Here is a 14,960-nt window from a genome sequence, read left to right on the forward strand (position 1 = left end):
AGCCGGTCGCCGTCGACCTGGTGGGCCGGCACGTAGCGGAACTCCACCGAGCGGCCGTCCAGCAGTTCGTCGATGCGCACGACGAGGTCCTGGTTGGCGACCGGCTTTCCGCCGGACGTCTTCCAGCCGTTGCGCTTCCAGCCGGGCAGCCAGGTGGTGACGGCCTTCATGGCGTACTGCGAGTCCATCCGGATCTCGAGCGGCACGTCCGGGTCGGTCGCCGTCAGCAGGCGCTCCAGCGCGGTGAGTTCCGCGACGTTGTTGGTGGCCCTGCCGAGCGGCCCGGCCTCCCAGCGCACCGGGCTCTCGGAAGCGTCGGCGACGACCCAGGCCCAGCCCGCGGGCCCGGGATTTCCCTTCGAAGCCCCGTCGCACGCGGCCACAACACGTTCACGCATGGGCTCGATCATGCCATGGCCGCCTGGACGGTCCGGCCGGAGGTCTCAGCTCACGTCGGTCGTCTTCGGCATGTCGCCCTCGGTCCTGGTGAGGTCGATGACGGAGAAGTTGGCGCCCTGCGGGTCGCTGAGGGCCGCGAACCGGCCGAAGGGGGTGTCCATGGGACCGAACCGCAGGACGCCGCCGAGCTTGGTGGCCTTCGCGACGGTGTCGTCGCAGTCCTCGACGGCGAAGTAGACGTTGATGTACGGCGGCATCTCGGGCGGGAAGTCGTCCGTCATCGTCATCCGGCCCAGCACGCTGCGGTCGCCGAGGTCGTAGATCCGGAAGTCCATCGCCTCGTCCGCCATCTCCTTCTGCCGGTAGGAGAAGACGGCGGGGAAGAACGCGTCGGACTTCTCGGGCTCGCGGGTGAAGACCTCCGCCCAGGTGTAGGCGCCCGGTTCGGCCGTCGTGTCGAAGCCCTCGTGGGTGCCCGCCTGCCAGACGCCGAAGACGACGCCGCCGGGGTCACGGGCCAGGCACATCGTGCCGAAGTCGCCGACCTGCATCGGCTCCATCAGCACCTCGCCGCCGTTGTCACGGATCCGCGCGGCGGTGGCGGCGGCGTCCCGGGCCGCGAAGTACAGGCACCACTGCGACTGGCCCTCCTGGCCGGGCATGGGCGGGACGACGGCGGCGACCGCCTTGCCGTTGACAGAGGCCTGTGTGTAGTTGCCGAACTCCGCCGACGCCTCGGCGAAGGTCCAGCCGAGGACGTCTCCGTAGAAGCTCTTGGCTCCTTCGAGGTCGCTGAACATCGCGTCGGCCCAGCACGGGGTTCCTTCAGATTGCACGGCCATGACTGCGGCCCTTCCGAATGGGTGGTTGGTCCGTTTTCTCACGCTAATCACCCGCGCACCGACCCGCGCGCCGAGCGGGCGGTTCCGGCGCAGACTGGCCTGGGGCCTTCGTGAGGACGGGGAGCGGCGGCATGGTGGACGGGACGATGCGCGCGTGGTCGGTGGTACGGCCGGGGCCGGTCGAGGACGGGGCTCTGCGGCTGGTCGAGAAGCCGGTGCCGGTGCCCGCGGACGACGAGCTGCTGGTGCGGGTGCGCGCCTGCGGTGTGTGCCGCACGGACCTGCACGTCGTGGAGGGAGACCTGCCCGTGCGCCGGGTGGGCGTCACGCCCGGTCACGAGGTCGTCGGGGTGGTGGCCGGGGCGGGCGCGGCGGTGCGCGGCTTCGCGCCGGGCGACCGGGTCGGTGTGGCCTGGCTGCGCCGCACCGACGGCAGTTGCGCGTACTGCGCGCGCGGCGCGGAGAACCTGTGTCCCCGCTCCGCGTACACGGGCTGGCACGCCGACGGCGGCTACGCCGAGTACACGACGGTGCCGGCGGCGTTCGCCTACCGGCTGCCGGACGGCGTGCCGGACGTGTCCCTGGCGCCCCTCCTGTGCGCGGGCATCATCGGCCACCGGGCGCTGCGGCGGGCGGCGCTGCCGCCCGGGGGACGGCTCGGGCTGTACGGCTTCGGTGGCAGCGCCCATCTGTGCGCGCAGGTGGCGCTCGCCGAGGGCGCCACCGTGCACGTCATGACGCGCGGTGCTGCCGCCCGGCGGCTGGCGCTGGAGCTGGGCGCGGCCTCAGCGCAGGACGCGTACGCCGGGCCGCCGGAGCCACTGGACAGCGCGATCCTGTTCGCTCCCGCCGGCGAGCTGGTCCCGGTCGCCCTGCGCGCCCTGGACCGCGGCGGCGTCCTGGCCGTCGCCGGCATCCACCTCACCGACACGCCTCCCCTGCACTACGAGACCGAGCTCTTCCACGAGAAGCAGTTGCGCAGCGTCGCCTCCAACACGCGCGAGGACGGCCGCGAGTTCCTGAGCCTCGCGGCGCGGTACGGCGTGCGCGCGACCACGCATCGGTATCCGCTGTCGCGGGCCGTGGCGGCGCTCGCGGATCTCAAGGCCGGGCGGTTCGACGGGGCGGCGGTGCTGGTGAACGACGTGACGTGAAGTGTCTTCCCCTCGGGGTCCGGCTGTGCTTGCCTGGTGAGCCGTTTCACCGGCCCGGGGCGGGAGTTGCCGTATGCGCAGACCGTGGATCGTGGGGGTGCTGGTGGCGGGATTACTGCTCGGCGCGTGCGGCGATCCGTCGTCCGGGCCCGGGACTCCCCCGCCCTCCGCTCCGGAGGTGTCCGCGACCACGCATCAGCGGGCCCACGCCTCCCCCAGCTCCCGGGGCCCCGTGAAGGCGCCCACCGTGCTGTACCTCGGCGACTCGCTCGCCATGGAGAACCAGAAGGTCCTCGGCCGGGAGCTACGCCAGGACCTGCGCGCGACGTACACGAGCGCCCCCTACTCGGGCACCACCCTGTGCGACTACCTGGAGGGGACGGCCGAGCGGTCTCTCGTCCCGGCCCGGGACAAGGCGGCGGCGCTGGTGCGGTCGCTGCGTCCGGACTTCGTGGTGCTGCAGTTCTGGGGCAACGCCTGGGACTTCACCTGGTGCATGGACGGAATCACGTACGACGGCGCGCGGGAGCGGTACTTCAAGCGGTACGAGGCCGACGCGCGCAGGCTCGTCGAGCAGATCGCGACGGCCGGCGGCTCCCACCGGCCGCGGATCGTGTGGGTGCTCCAGGGCCCGGACCCGATCACGCCCGACCGGGTGCGCCGGGTGAACGGACTGTACGAGCGGCTGGCCGCCACGACGGGCGGCGTCGTCGCCGACGCCGGGAGAGCGGTCAGTCCGGGCTCGGACCGCTACGCCTGGACGCAGTACCTGCCGTGCACCGCCTACGAGCGGGCCCATCCCGACTACTGCACTCAGCCGTCCCGCGACCGGACGGCCCTGCACCGGGACGACGACTACCTGCACTTCTGCCTCGCGCCCACCACGTCCACGCCGAAACCCTGCCCGGTCCGCTCCCCCGGCATCCTGCGCATCGCCCGGGAGATCACGAAAACCATTCGACAGTCGGCGAGTTGACCGCTCGAATGACGCCATGTGTGCGGTGCGAATGCATGAGGACGAAGTGGACATCGACGTCTCGCTCGTCGGCCGGCTGATCGCGGGACGGTTCCCGCGGTGGGCAGGGCTGCCCCTGCGGCGCCTGGAGTCCTCCGGGACGGAGAACGCCATGTTCCGCCTCGGTACGGACAAGGTCGTACGGCTCCCCCGGCACCCCCGCGCCGTCGAGGCCATCACACACGAACTGCGCTGGCTGCCCCGGCTGGCACCGGAGCTGCCCGCCGCCGCGCCCGAGCCTCTCGGGCGGGGTGAGCCGGGCGACGGCTTCCCGTGGCCCTGGGCGGTGTACGGCTGGCTGGACGGCCGCAATCCGGTGCCCGGCGCGCTGGAGCAACCCGGACTGCTCGCCGAGGACCTGGCGACGTACGTCACCGCCCTGCGCCGGATCGACGCGGCCAAGGGCCCGGTCGGCTCCCGGGGTGTGCCCCTGGCGACGCAGGACCGGTTCGTGCGTGAGGCGCTCGCGCAGCTGGCGGGGCGGATCGACACCGCGGCCGTGACGGACCTGTGGGAACAGGCCCTGCGCACCCCGGAGCACGCCAGGCCGCCGGTCTGGGCGCACGGCGATCTGATGGCCGGGAACCTGCTGGTCAGCGGCGGACGCCTGACCGCCGTGATCGACTACGGCACGGTGGGGGTGGGCGATCCCGCCGTCGACCTCATCAGCGCCTGGTGTCTGCTGCCCGCCGAGGCGCGCGGCGTCTTCCGCGAGGCGGTGGGCGCGGACGAGGCCGAGTGGGCACGAGGCCGGGGCTGGGCCCTGCGGATCGCGGTCCTCGCACTGCCGTACTACTGGGAGACCAACCCGCCGGTCGCGGAGAACTCGCGGCATGTGATCGCCGAGATCCTGGCCGAGTCCCGGTAGGGGCAGGGGTTCCCGCCCCCGTCCGGGGCGCGTCACTCGCCGGCGTACGCCCTGTCCAGGGCGGCGATGTCGAACTTGCTCATCGCCATGAACGCCTGGGTCACCCGGGCCGCCTTCGCCGGGTCCGGGTCGGTGATCATGGCGTCGAGCCGGTCGGGGACGACCTGCCAGGACACGCCGAACCGGTCCTTGAGCCAGCCGCAGGGGCCGGGCTCGCCGCCGTTCTCGGTGAGCTTGGTCCAGTAGTAGTCGATCTCCTCCTGGTTCTCGCAGAAGATCATGAAGGAGACCGCCTCGGTGAACTTGAACATGGGGCCGCCGTTGAGTCCGAGGAACCTGTGGCCGTTGGCCGTGAACTCGACCGTCATCACGCTGCCGGCGGGCTGGGGCGCTCCCTCGGGGTAGCGGGCGGTCTTTCCGACGCTGGAGTTCTTGAAGACCGACACGTAGAAGTGGGCGGCCTCCTCGGCCTGGCCGTCGAACCAGAGACACGTGGTGAAACCGTCGGATGCCATGAGTACCTCCTGGAGCGTGGAGCGCTGTCATCTGTGTCGACCGGTCCACGCCGGGAAACTCATCGGCCGGGCGGGCGGTATTTTCTCCGGCCGACGAGCTGCCCGGCACGGGACGGGCGTACGGCGTGGTGATGTGCGGGCGTCCTTCCGGGAGTTGCGCGAGAAGGGCTGAGCCCGGCGGTACGGGCGCGGGCTCTGCCGGGAGCGGATCTGCCGAGGGCAGAGAAAAGGTCCGCGGGCATCGTCCGAGGTCAAGAGTGGAGTCGACGGCACGTCCGCGGCATGTCCGCGGCCCTTCTGCCACGACGAGGAGAACCGATGACTCCACTCACGACACTCGCCCCGCGGGCGGAGGAGGGCGACACCCCTCCGACCCGGTTCGACGACCATCTGGCCGCCCAGCTGCTCGCGCAGCGCATCGTGCTGCTGGGCACGCAGGTGGACGAGGTCTCCGCGAACCGGGTCTGCGCCCAGCTGCTGATCCTGTCCGCGGAGGACCCGCGCACCGACATCAGCCTGTACATCAACAGCCCCGGTGGTGCCGTGCACGCGGGGCTCGCCATCTACGACACGATGCGGCTCATCCCGAACGACGTCTCCACGCTGGCGATGGGCTTCGCCGCCAGCATGGGCCAGTTCCTGCTCAGCGTCGGCGCCCCGGGCAAGCGCTACGCCCTGCCGAACGCGCGGATCATGATGCACCAGCCGTCGGCGGGTATCGGCGGCACCACCGCCGACATCGAGATCCAGGCGGAGAACCTGGAGTTCACCAAGCGGACCATCGAGCGGATCACCGCCGAGCACACCGGCCAGAGCCCGGAGACGATCTCCCGGGACGGTGACCGGGACCGCTGGTTCACGGCCGAGGAGGCCAGGGAGTACGGCATGGTGGACCGGGTCGTGGAATCCCTCGAGGACGTCCGCCCCGCGACGACGCGACGCAGGATGGGGCTGCAGTGATGGGGAGCTACACGATTCCGAACGTCATCGAGCGCACCCCGCAGGGCGAGCGGTCCTTCGACGTCTTCAGCCGGCTGCTCAACGAGCGGATCATCTTCCTGGGCACCGAGATCGACGACGGCGTCGCCAACGTCGTCATCGCGCAGCTCCTCCATCTGGAGTCGTCGGCGCCGGAGAGCGAGATCTCGGTCTACATCAACTCCCCCGGCGGCTCGTTCACCTCCCTGATGGCCATCTACGACACGATGTCCTACGTACGGACGCCGATCTCGACGTGCTGCGTCGGACAGGCGGCCTCCACCGCGGCCGTGCTGCTGGCCGGCGGGGACCCCGGGCGGCGGTTCGTGCTGGAGCACGCGCGCGTGCTGCTCGGCCAGCCGGCCGCCGGCGGGCAGCGCGGCATGGTCTCCGACCTGGCACTGCAGGCCAAGGAGATGGTGCGGATCCGCTCCCAGGTGGAGGAGGTGCTGTCCCGGCACACCCACCACGACGTGGCGACCCTGCGGGCCGACATGGACCGCGACAAGGTGTTCACCGCGCAGGAGGCCGTGAGTTACGGCCTGGCCGACGAGGTGCTCAGCCGGCGTCTCGTGCGGGTCTGAGACGCCGGCCGGTCCACGGGCTCAGGCGGCCATGCACAGTCCGTCGAGCGACGAGGTGGACGCTCCGCGGCGGCTGTCGCCCGTGTACCGCGAAGTCACGCGGGTCAGTTCGCCCTGCGCCCTGGACAGCAGGTCGCCCAGGCTCAGCCCGAGGGCGTGGGCGGCGGCCGCGAGGACCTCCGAGGAGGCCTCCTTGCGGCCGCGCTCCACCTCCGACAGATACGGCATGGAGATCCGGGCCGCGTCGGCGACGTCCTTCAACGTGCGCTCCTGCGCGAGACGTTCGCGCCGCAGCACGTCACCGACCAGGTCGCGCCACAGGGGCTCCTTCGCGGCGGGAGGCGGCGGCCCGTGGCGTGGCGGAGCGGTGGCCGGACGGGCGGCCTGGGGGCGCGCGCCGGACGGGCGCAGGGGGATGACGCGGGCTTCGTTCGGCACATGGTTGCTCACTTCTCCAGCCTAGGAGGCGTGGTCGCCAGGGGAAGGGCACGGCGTTCCGCTCTGGGTGGAATCGTCGAACGAGCCGTTCTCCGGGCGGTGTTGGGAGGCCGCGGCTCCGCCGCACGGTCCGTCCGCCACTGCCCCGCCGGCCCGTCGCCGGCCATGCCCGGTACGGGATCCGGAACGGCCGCGCATGTGTGGCAGGGAACCGGGTACCCGCAACCCGGAGGGACCTAGGCAGATGTCCGCCGTGACGTTCAGGGGAGAGGTAATGGAGGCCGCCGTGATCCGGTCGCAGGCACAGGTCGTCGAAGAGAACGCGGAGGCCGGCACGGGTGACGGAGCGCTGCCGGGAGTCGTGGACCCGCGGTCCGTGGCTCCACGGGACGCCCGGGAGCTGTCCCGTCAGTTCTTCCAGCGCCTGACGGAACTCGAAGAGGGCACGCACGAGTACCAGTACGCGCGCAACACGCTGATCGAGATGAACATGTCGCTCGTGCGGTTCGCGGCCGGCCGGTTCCGGGGCCGCGGCGACGACATGGAGGACATCGTCCAGACCGGGATGATCGGTCTGATCAAGGCCATCGACCGGTTCGAGCTGTCGCGCGAGGTCGAGTTCACCTCCTTCGCGCTGCCGTACATCGTCGGTGAGATCAAGCGGTTCTTCCGGGACACGACGTGGGCGGTGCACGTGCCGCGGCGGCTCCAGGAACTGCGGGTGGAGCTGGCCAAGGCCCGCGAGGAACTCGCCAGCCGGCTGGACCGCGAACCCACGGTCACCGAGCTCGCCACCCTGATGAACATCTCCGAGAAGGAGGTCGTCGAGGGGCAGATCGCCGCCAACGGGTACAACTCGTCGTCGCTGGACGCCGCTCTCACCGGCGACGGCCCGGAGGGCGGCGAGGCGGTCCTGGCCGACTTCATCGGCGTGGAGGAGGACGGGCTGCGGCTCGTCGAGGACTTCCACTCGCTCGCCCCGCTGATGGCGGAGCTCAGCGAGCGGGACCGGCAGATCCTCCACATGCGGTTCGTGGAGGAGGCCACACAGGCGGAGATCGGGGAGCGGCTGGGCTGCTCGCAGATGCACGTCTCCCGGCTGATCAAGCGGATCATCACGCGGCTGCGCGAGGGCATGCTGGGCGAGCTGGGCTGCGCCTGACGCGGCCGGCGACCAGCGGGTGCCGTCCCCCACGCGCGGGAGTGGGACGGCACCCGCCTCTGTGCGGGCTCTGTGAGGGCGGCACTGGAGGACGGCTCAGCGATCGGTTTCGCCGGCGAGCGGCAGCACGGCGCGTACCCGCTTGCCCACCGGCACCCGCTCCACACTGACCTGCTCCGCGAGCGCGTGGACGATCTCCAGGCCGTGCCGCCCGACCCGCTCGGGGTTGCGGGGGAAGATCCGGGGCAGAGCGGAGCTGCTGTCGTAGACCGACACCGTCACGGCGGTGTCCGTGCCGACGAGCTCAAGGATGTACGGCCCGTTGCTGTGCCGGTCGGCGTTGGTGACCAGCTCGCTCACGACGAGCTGCACCGCCCCGTCGGCCCGGTCGTCGATGCGTGCGCACCACTCGGTCCTGAGCTGGTCGAGGAAGAGCGCGGCGAAGGACCGCGCCTCGGCGATGCAGCCCTGCTCGCCGGTGTAGTGTGCCGCCCGCCTCAGCGGTTCCACGGGCACGTCGAAACCAGTCGGTATCACTGCCCCGTCCAGGTGGTCGATCATTGTTTCTCTCTGGGAAGCCGGACTGGCCGGACGCTCTGCACAGTGCTCGTACCCCGAGCCCGGCTTCGCAGTCCTGACAGGTCTTCGGCCCGTCCGGTGCCCCCGGCATTGTCCCCTGTCCGCGGGGCACCCGGCAGGGACCGGGTCCGGCAGCCGGCTGCCGACGGCGGGGGGCGGTCGTCGCGGTACGGGCCCGCCCGGTGGGGAGGTCGTGCGATGAACGAGCTGAGGGCGGCACGGAGCCTGACGACTCTGCCGGTGGTCACCCTGGGCGGTGACGTCGTCGCCGAGGTCAAGGACACCGTCTTCGACACCGCCGCCGCACGGGTCACCGGCTTCACGCTCAGCGGCCGGGGACTGCTGTCGGGCTCGCTGAAGCAGAGCCTGCCCTGGACGGCCGTGCACTCTCTGGGCCATGACGCGGTCATGATCGTCGATGTCGGTGACCTGGCGGACACGCCCGTGGCGGTGGCACGCCGGGCCGCCCAGCAGGGCCGAGTGCTGCACGCGAGGGTGCTGACCGAGGAGGGCGCCGAGGTGGGCACGGTGCTCGACGTCGTCGTCGAGGGCGGCACCAGCGGCCGGGTCGTGGGCTTCAGGATCGCTGCGGGCAGGGCCCTGGCGCGGGGCTCCGGGCGGCGCCGGCACCGGGTGTACGTGCCGCGCGGCGAGACGCTCGTGGTCTCCGGCCGGACGCTGGTGATCCCGGGGGACGCCATCCATTACGTGGCCGACGACCTGCCGGCCTTCGCCGCCCGGGTCGGTGCCTTCCACGACGGGCACGAGGGGCAGGAGGGTACGAGGCCATGATGTTGTTCTCGCAGGCCCGGGGGCTGCCGGTCCGGACGCTGACCGATGCCGAGGAGATCGGCGTGCTCAAAGCGCTGACGGTCGACGCCCCGGCCGGTGTGGTCACCCATGTCCGGGTGCGCCGCCGGCACTCCCGCAAGGAGTCCGTGCTGGCCTGGGGTGCCCTGCAGGCCATCGGCCCGGACACCGTGCTCGTCCGCTCGGCCGCCGTCCCGTCCGAGGTGCCGCCGCATCACGAGCTGCCGGGCGTCAGGATCCTCACCGAGACGGGCGACGGACTCGGCACGGTCCAGGACGTCGTGTTCGAACCGGAGACCGGCCGTATCGAGGCGATCCGTACGGCCCACGGCGACCTGCCGGCCGATCGCCTGCTCGGTCTCGGCGACTACGCCCTGGTGGTCCGTGCCGGGTGAGTCGGGCCGCGCGTATTCGGGCCGCGCGTGCCCAAGTCCCGTACGGCTCGCCAGCCGATGCGGACGGACCTCCCGACGGGCGTCCGGCGTGGGTGCTGCTTAGCGTGGCAGCGTGAGTTCGCGCACCTCCTCCGGTCCGGCACGTACCTCCGGCGAGCGGGCCGTCGCCCGTCACGGCTGGGCGCATGCCCTCGCCACGGTGGTGGGCGGGCTGTTCGCCATGGCGGTGGTGTCCGCGCTGGGCCTGTGGGCGGCCGGGGCGGCGGACCTCCCGGACGGCGCGCTCGCACCGGTCGTCGCGGCGACCGTGGTCACCGCCGTGGGGGGCACCGTGAAGCTCTCCGGAAGCGCGGGCGACCTCGCCGACACGCAGGCGGGTCTGACCGTCATCCCCCTGTCCGTCACGCTCACCGGGGCGTTGGTGATCGCCTGGGGCTTCCTGCGGCCCCTGCGGCACCGGGCGGTCGCCGGTACGGCGGAGCTGGCCGGCTGGGCCGCCAGGATCGCGGCCCTGTGGCTGCTCGCGCTGATCGGTCTGACCCTGGCCGCACGCCACACGTTCGACATCTCCCTCGGGAACGACGACCTGGGCGAACTGGGCGATCTGTTCGGCGCCTCACCGAAGGTCGGTTTCACCACCGACGTACCGCTGTCCGTGTTCGTCGGCGTGGTGTGGCTGGCCGGTGTGCTGGTGCTGGCCCTGCTGGTGTCGCGCGGCGCCCCGTTGCCGGCCGGGCTGCTGCGCTTCCAGGCTTCGGTGCGGCCGGCCGCCTACGCGATGGTCGCGCTGCTGCTCGCCTGCGTCGTCATCGGTGTGGTCGCCGCCCTGGTCGTCGCGGCGACACGGGGGCACACGGCGGAGACGTTCGCCGTGATCCTGCTCGGCATGCCCAACCTGGTGTGGCTGGCGCTGACCATCGGACTCGGCGCCACCTGGAACGGCCGGGTGGAGGGGCCGTTCGGGCTGCCCATGCCGCACGTGCTCGACGAGGTGCTGCGCACCCCGGACATCTCCGAGCTGAATCTGCGGACGCTCTCCGAGCACGACGGCAGGGTGTGGTGGCTGCTGGTCGTCGACGTGGTGCTGCTGGTCGCCGCCGCGTTCGTGATGGCGGCCCGGTCACCGGCCCGGGTGCGGGCCTGGCAGCACGCCGTGCACATGGCGGTGGCACTCGGGCTGACGGTGTTCATGATCTGCCTGGTCGGACGTATCTCCGCGCACTTCGGCCTGTCCGTGCTCGGCATCGGCGACCTGGGCGGCGGCCTCGCGGGCGAGTTGTTCCTCAGGCCCCGGCTGTGGGGAGCCGTGGGCCTGGCCGTCCCGTGGGGGCTGGTGACCGGATTCGCCGGGGCGCTGGCGGCGCGGCACGTACGGCGCCGGGGTGAGGTGGGCGCCGAGCGGCCCGGCTGACGCCCGGCCCGCAGGCTGCACTACGTCCGCTCCACGAAGACCGGTTCGGCCCGGCGCGGGTGCGGCTTCGGCCCCTCCTCCCCCTGCGGCCGGCCCATCCGGGCGGGGGCGGGCCCGGCGCCGGATCCGACACCGGCCGTCGCGGCCAAGTCCTCGATGGTCCTGCCTGATGTATGACTGTGCGAGCGGCTCAGGCCACAGGCACGCCCAGGGTGGGAGCCGTCCGCTGCATGCGCAGGGCGTCCACGGACTCGGCGAGCAGTTCGTACTCGGTGGTGTCGTCGCTGGTGGCGATGCGCACCAGCCGTCCGGCCGCCAACTCCTCGGCGACCCGCTCCTGTTGGCCGGGGTCGGCGCACCAGGCGCGCAACAGGGTGGGCACGTCGGGCACGGTCTCGGCGACCGGCACGAGCGCGCCCGGCGGTAAGTGCTCGGCGTCGGGCTGGGGGTCGAGGCGCTGGGCGATCCAGGAGGCGCGGTCGCGCAGCCACCACAGGGCGAGGGCGAGGGTCGGAGCCCGGTAGGTACCCAGCGGGACCCCGATGCGGCGGCCGTCGCAGACTCCGTACGCCGTGACATGGCACAGAAACTCGTCGTGCACGTGACCCTCCCCCGTTGCGCCCTGCCCGCCTGCCTGCCCGGCCTTGCTGTCCTGCGGCTCGCGTGCTGTGCGTGAGGGCGCCGTCGCTGGATGTGAAGCGCTCTCGCTGGTCAGTATGTTCACTACTGAAACACTGTCACCATGTCTTTCCGGCCAGTCTCCTGGCATATTCACACCCCGAGTTGGCCGAAATCCTGTGGGCCGTCGCCAGGGGCATGACGCCGGAGGTAATCGACGGTCCCGCCGGGCGCGGGCAGGGTGGTCCGTGCCGGTTCGCCGCGAGCCGCGATCCGGGATCTGACCGGCACACACGACCTTTCGGAGGCTGATCGCCCATGTCCGCACCCGCCGCCCGTTACGAGGACGCCGTCGCCCGCTACTTCGAGGCCTGGAACGCCGAGGACCCGGCGGCCCGGGCGAAGGCGGTCGCCGCCGCCTGGACCGAGGACGGCGGTTACACCGACCCCCTGGCCGATGTCACCGGCCACGAGCAGATCGCCGCGCTGATCGGAGCGGCCCGCGAGCAGTTCCCGGGTCTGGTGTTCCGCCTCGCCGGCGCCGTCGACGGGCACCACCACACCGCGCGTTTCTCGTGGGAGCTGGTGAGCGAGAGCGACGGCTCGGCGCCGGTGGCGGGGTCGGATGTGGTCACGCTGGACGAGCAGGGCCGGATCAGGGCCGTGCTCGGCTTTCTGGACCGGGTGCCCGCCGGGGCGTGAGACCGGCTCCGGCGATGAGTTCTCCGGTGTCCGGCGGTCTGTGTGAGTGAAAGGCTGCCGAGCACCGGAGGACACCATGGCCACGACCGGAAAACTGGACGCGGAATTCACCGCGGTCCTGCGCAAGAGCCCCGCCGAGGGCGGCTGGACCTACCTGGTCTGGCCCCCGTCGGCCGAGTACTTCGGCACCCGCGGCCTGGTCAAGGTCCGCGGCACGATCGACGGGCACCCGTTCCGCAGCTCCTTCATGGCCCTGGGCGACGGCACGCACAAGCTCCCCGTGAAGGCCGGCGTCCGCAAGGCCATCGGCAAGGAGGAGGGCGACACGGTGACGGTGCGCCTGGAGGAGCGGATCGGCTCCCGAACCGCCTGACCGGGGGCGGCCGCCCCCGGTCGAGCAGACCGGCTACTGCTTGACGACCGCGTCGATCCGGGCCAGCTCGTCCGCGTCGAAGTCCAGGTTGGCAATGGCCCCGACGCTGTCCTCCAGCTGCTGCGGGCTGCTCGCGCCGACCAGCGCGGAGGTCACCCGGCCGCCGCGCAGCACCCAGGCCAGCGCCATCTGGGCCAGGGTCTGGCCGCGCGACTCGGCGATGTCGTTCAGGTCGCGCAGCCGGCCCACCAGTTCCTCGGTCACCGCGTCGGAGTTCAGGAACGGGCTGTCGCTCGCGGCCCGGGACCCCTCCGGGATGCCGTCGAGGTAGCGGGCGGAGAGCAGGCCCTGCTCCAGCGGGGAGAAGACGATGGAGCCGACCTGGAGCTCGTCGAGGGCGTCCAGCAGGCCCTCGTCCTCCGGGCGGCGGTCCAGCATCGAGTAGCGCGGCTGGTGGATCAGGAGCGGGGTGCCCAGCTCGCCCAGGATGCGGGCGGCCTCGCGAGTCTGCTCCGCGGAGTAGTTGGAGATGCCGACGTACAGCGCCTTGCCCTGCTGCACGGCCGAGTGCAGGGCGCCCATCGTCTCCTCCAGCGGAGTCTCCGGGTCGGGGCGGTGCGAGTAGAAGATGTCGACGTAGTCCAGGCCCATCCGCGCAAGGCTCTGGTCCAGGGAGGACAGCACGTACTTGCGCGAGCCCCACTCGCCGTACGGGCCCGGCCACATCAGATAGCCGGCCTTGGTGGAGATGACCAGCTCGTCGCGGTAGGCCGCGAAGTCCGACTTGAGGAACTCGCCCAGCGCGGACTCGGCGGCACCGGGCGGCGGGCCGTAGTTGTTGGCGAGGTCGAAGTGGGTGACGCCGAGGTCGAAGGCACGGCGCAGGATGGCTCGCTGGGTCTCGACCGGCCGGTCCGGGCCGAAGTTGTGCCACAGGCCGAGCGACAGCGCGGGGAGCTTGAGGCCGCTGCGTCCGGTGCGCCGGTAGGGCATGTCCGCGTAGCGGTCGGGGTGTGCGGTGTACAACGCGACTCCAGAGGGGTTGGCTCGGTCGGGAGGAAACCGGTGTCCACTCTGTCGTGACCTGCTCCCATGCGTCCAACAGAAGAATCCGATGGAATTCAGCGGCTAGGCTTCTCAGTCATGGAACTGCGCCACTTGCAGCACTTCGTCGCGGTCGCCGAGGACCAGCACTTCACCCGGGCTGCGGAGCGGCTCCTGGTGTCCCAGTCCGGCCTGTCGGCCTCCATCCGGGCGCTGGAGCGGGAGCTGCAGACGCCGCTGTTCGTGCGCACCACCCGCCGGGTGACGCTCACCCCGGCCGGGCGGGCGCTGCTCGGCGAGGCGGAGCGCATCCTGGCACAGGTGCGCGCCGCCCACGAGGCGGTGGCGGCGGTGCAGGGCGTGTTGCGCGGCATGCTCGCGCTCGGCAGTGAGCAGTGCATCGCCGGGGTGCATGTCGCGGGGTTGCTCGCCGCCTTCCGGCACCAGCATCCGGACGTGGAGATCTGTCTGCGGCAGGCCGGGTCGGGCGCGCTCGCGGAGGAGGTCGCGGCCGGGCGGCTCGACCTGGCGTTCGCCGTGCGGACGCAGGCGGACAGCGACCAGTTGCGGTCGGTGCCGCTGAGCAGCGAGCCGATGACGCTGCTGTGCCACGCCAGCCACCCGCTCGCCACCGCCGGAGCGGCCGTCACGCCGGAGGAACTGGGCGGGGAGGTGTTCGTCGACTTCCACCCGGACTGGGGGCCGCGCCGCACCACCGACACGGTGTTCGCCGCCGCGGGCGTACGGCGGACCGTGGCCCTGGAGGTGAACGACGTCCACACCCTGCTCGACCTGGTCGACGAGAACCTCGGCGTCGCCGTCGTACCGCGGCACTTCGCGCACAAACGCGCCTCCCTGACCGCGCTGCCGGTGAAGGGCACGGGCGAGGCGGTCTACGAGACGGTGGCCCTGCTGCCGCCCCGGCAGGCCACGAGCCCGGCGGCCCGGGCGCTGATGGCGCTGCTGGAGGCCACGGGCGTGACACCGGAGACCACGGGCGCCTAAGGCGCAGACCACAGACCGCCACACCGGCAGACCACGAGCGCGCAAACGCAGAGCCACGGGACTCGGCG

General features: G+C 72.0%; 20 protein-coding genes. 12 read left to right on the forward strand and 8 right to left on the reverse strand.

Annotation, left to right across the window (positions count from 1 at the left end):
* Both CCL05_RS11375 and CCL05_RS11380 read right to left on the reverse strand, forming a co-directional pair.
* On the reverse strand, positions 1–410 hold a 410-nt coding region (locus CCL05_RS11375), incomplete at its 3' end, for a ribonuclease H family protein (RefSeq protein ID WP_143589870.1).
* 33 nt (positions 411–443) lie between these two features.
* Positions 444–1,241: a VOC family protein gene (locus CCL05_RS11380; RefSeq protein ID WP_086560379.1), complete on the reverse strand. Its 798-nt coding sequence runs from the start codon at positions 1,239–1,241 to the stop codon at positions 444–446.
* A 146-nt stretch (positions 1,242–1,387) separates the two neighbouring features.
* Here CCL05_RS11380 and CCL05_RS11385 point away from each other — a divergent pair, with 146 nt between their 5' ends.
* The 3 genes from CCL05_RS11385 to CCL05_RS11395 all read left to right on the forward strand — a co-directional run bounded on the left by CCL05_RS11385 (position 1,388) and on the right by CCL05_RS11395 (position 4,278).
* Complete coding sequence (locus CCL05_RS11385; protein WP_208641456.1) at positions 1,388–2,395, forward strand: zinc-binding alcohol dehydrogenase family protein; 1,008 nt, start codon at positions 1,388–1,390, stop codon at positions 2,393–2,395.
* 73 nt (positions 2,396–2,468) lie between these two features.
* Positions 2,469–3,371 carry an SGNH/GDSL hydrolase family protein gene (locus tag CCL05_RS11390; RefSeq protein ID WP_086560381.1) on the forward strand — a complete coding sequence of 301 codons (903 nt, stop codon included), beginning with the start codon at positions 2,469–2,471 and terminating at the stop codon, positions 3,369–3,371.
* 16 nt (positions 3,372–3,387) lie between these two features.
* A complete protein-coding gene (locus CCL05_RS11395) occupies positions 3,388–4,278 on the forward strand; it encodes an aminoglycoside phosphotransferase family protein (protein WP_086560382.1) in 891 nt (296 codons plus the stop codon).
* Positions 4,279–4,310: 32 nt separating this feature from the next.
* On the opposite strand, the gene CCL05_RS11400 is transcribed toward CCL05_RS11395, so the two are convergent.
* A complete protein-coding gene (locus CCL05_RS11400; protein ID WP_086560383.1) occupies positions 4,311–4,793 on the reverse strand; it encodes a VOC family protein in 483 nt (160 codons plus the stop codon).
* 318 nt (positions 4,794–5,111) lie between these two features.
* Here CCL05_RS11400 and CCL05_RS11405 point away from each other — a divergent pair, with 318 nt between their 5' ends.
* Together CCL05_RS11405 and CCL05_RS11410 are read left to right on the forward strand one after the other, a co-directional pair.
* Positions 5,112–5,753 carry an ATP-dependent Clp protease proteolytic subunit gene (locus CCL05_RS11405; RefSeq protein WP_086560384.1) on the forward strand — a complete coding sequence of 214 codons (642 nt, stop codon included), beginning with the start codon at positions 5,112–5,114 and terminating at the stop codon, positions 5,751–5,753.
* Entirely contained in the window at positions 5,753–6,355 is a 603-nt protein-coding gene (locus CCL05_RS11410; protein WP_086560385.1) for a ClpP family protease, read from the forward strand. Before CCL05_RS11405 ends, CCL05_RS11410 begins: the two co-directional genes overlap by 1 nt.
* Positions 6,356–6,376: 21 nt before the next feature.
* Here CCL05_RS11410 and CCL05_RS11415 read toward each other — a convergent pair whose 3' ends face one another.
* A complete protein-coding gene (locus CCL05_RS11415; protein WP_086560386.1) occupies positions 6,377–6,805 on the reverse strand; it encodes a helix-turn-helix domain-containing protein in 429 nt (142 codons plus the stop codon).
* Between the two features lie 262 nt (positions 6,806–7,067).
* Here CCL05_RS11415 and CCL05_RS11420 point away from each other — a divergent pair, with 262 nt between their 5' ends.
* Positions 7,068–7,955 (forward strand): RNA polymerase sigma factor SigF, encoded by an 888-nt coding sequence (locus tag CCL05_RS11420; protein WP_086560387.1) that lies wholly within the window; start codon positions 7,068–7,070, stop codon positions 7,953–7,955.
* Positions 7,956–8,051: 96 nt separating this feature from the next.
* Here CCL05_RS11420 and CCL05_RS11425 read toward each other — a convergent pair whose 3' ends face one another.
* Positions 8,052–8,516: an ATP-binding protein gene (locus tag CCL05_RS11425; protein ID WP_086560388.1), complete on the reverse strand. Its 465-nt coding sequence runs from the start codon at positions 8,514–8,516 to the stop codon at positions 8,052–8,054.
* 216 nt (positions 8,517–8,732) lie between these two features.
* Here CCL05_RS11425 and CCL05_RS11430 point away from each other — a divergent pair, with 216 nt between their 5' ends.
* The 3 genes from CCL05_RS11430 (at position 8,733) to CCL05_RS11440 (ending at position 11,150) form a co-directional block, all read left to right on the forward strand.
* Positions 8,733–9,326 carry a PRC-barrel domain-containing protein gene (locus CCL05_RS11430; RefSeq protein WP_086560389.1) on the forward strand — a complete coding sequence of 198 codons (594 nt, stop codon included), beginning with the start codon at positions 8,733–8,735 and terminating at the stop codon, positions 9,324–9,326.
* Entirely contained in the window at positions 9,323–9,739 is a 417-nt protein-coding gene (locus CCL05_RS11435) for a PRC-barrel domain-containing protein (protein WP_086560390.1), read from the forward strand. The genes CCL05_RS11430 and CCL05_RS11435 overlap by 4 nt, the downstream gene beginning before the upstream one ends.
* Before the next feature lie 112 nt (positions 9,740–9,851).
* A complete protein-coding gene (locus CCL05_RS11440; RefSeq protein WP_086560391.1) occupies positions 9,852–11,150 on the forward strand; it encodes a streptophobe family protein in 1,299 nt (432 codons plus the stop codon).
* A gap of 20 nt (positions 11,151–11,170) precedes the next feature.
* On the opposite strand, the gene CCL05_RS47145 is transcribed toward CCL05_RS11440, so the two are convergent.
* The gene (locus tag CCL05_RS47145; protein WP_279629931.1) at positions 11,171–11,299 is read right to left on the reverse strand and encodes a hypothetical protein; all 129 of its coding nucleotides are present in this window, start codon (positions 11,297–11,299) and stop codon (positions 11,171–11,173) included.
* Positions 11,300–11,340: 41 nt separating this feature from the next.
* On the reverse strand, positions 11,341–11,751 hold the full coding sequence (locus CCL05_RS11445; protein ID WP_086560392.1) for a hypothetical protein: 411 nt from the start codon (positions 11,749–11,751) through the stop codon (positions 11,341–11,343).
* 335 nt (positions 11,752–12,086) lie between these two features.
* On the opposite strand from CCL05_RS11445, the gene CCL05_RS11450 reads away from it, so the two are divergent.
* Together CCL05_RS11450 and CCL05_RS11455 are read left to right on the forward strand one after the other, a co-directional pair.
* Positions 12,087–12,470 carry a nuclear transport factor 2 family protein gene (locus CCL05_RS11450; RefSeq protein ID WP_086560393.1) on the forward strand — a complete coding sequence of 128 codons (384 nt, stop codon included), beginning with the start codon at positions 12,087–12,089 and terminating at the stop codon, positions 12,468–12,470.
* Positions 12,471–12,546: 76 nt separating this feature from the next.
* Positions 12,547–12,843: a DUF1905 domain-containing protein gene (locus tag CCL05_RS11455; RefSeq protein ID WP_086560394.1), complete on the forward strand. Its 297-nt coding sequence runs from the start codon at positions 12,547–12,549 to the stop codon at positions 12,841–12,843.
* 33 nt (positions 12,844–12,876) lie between these two features.
* Here the strand turns inward: CCL05_RS11455 and mgrA are convergent, their stop codons facing one another.
* Positions 12,877–13,869 (reverse strand): L-glyceraldehyde 3-phosphate reductase, encoded by a 993-nt coding sequence (gene mgrA, locus CCL05_RS11460; RefSeq protein ID WP_086560395.1) that lies wholly within the window; start codon positions 13,867–13,869, stop codon positions 12,877–12,879.
* A gap of 117 nt (positions 13,870–13,986) precedes the next feature.
* On the opposite strand from mgrA, the gene CCL05_RS11465 reads away from it, so the two are divergent.
* A complete protein-coding gene (locus CCL05_RS11465; protein ID WP_086560396.1) occupies positions 13,987–14,892 on the forward strand; it encodes a LysR family transcriptional regulator in 906 nt (301 codons plus the stop codon).
* Positions 14,893–14,960: the final 68 nt, after the last annotated feature.

Origin of the sequence: Streptomyces africanus, from assembly GCF_002150735.1 — a bacterium.
In the GTDB taxonomy this organism is placed as follows: domain Bacteria; phylum Actinomycetota; class Actinomycetes; order Streptomycetales; family Streptomycetaceae; genus Streptomyces; species Streptomyces africanus.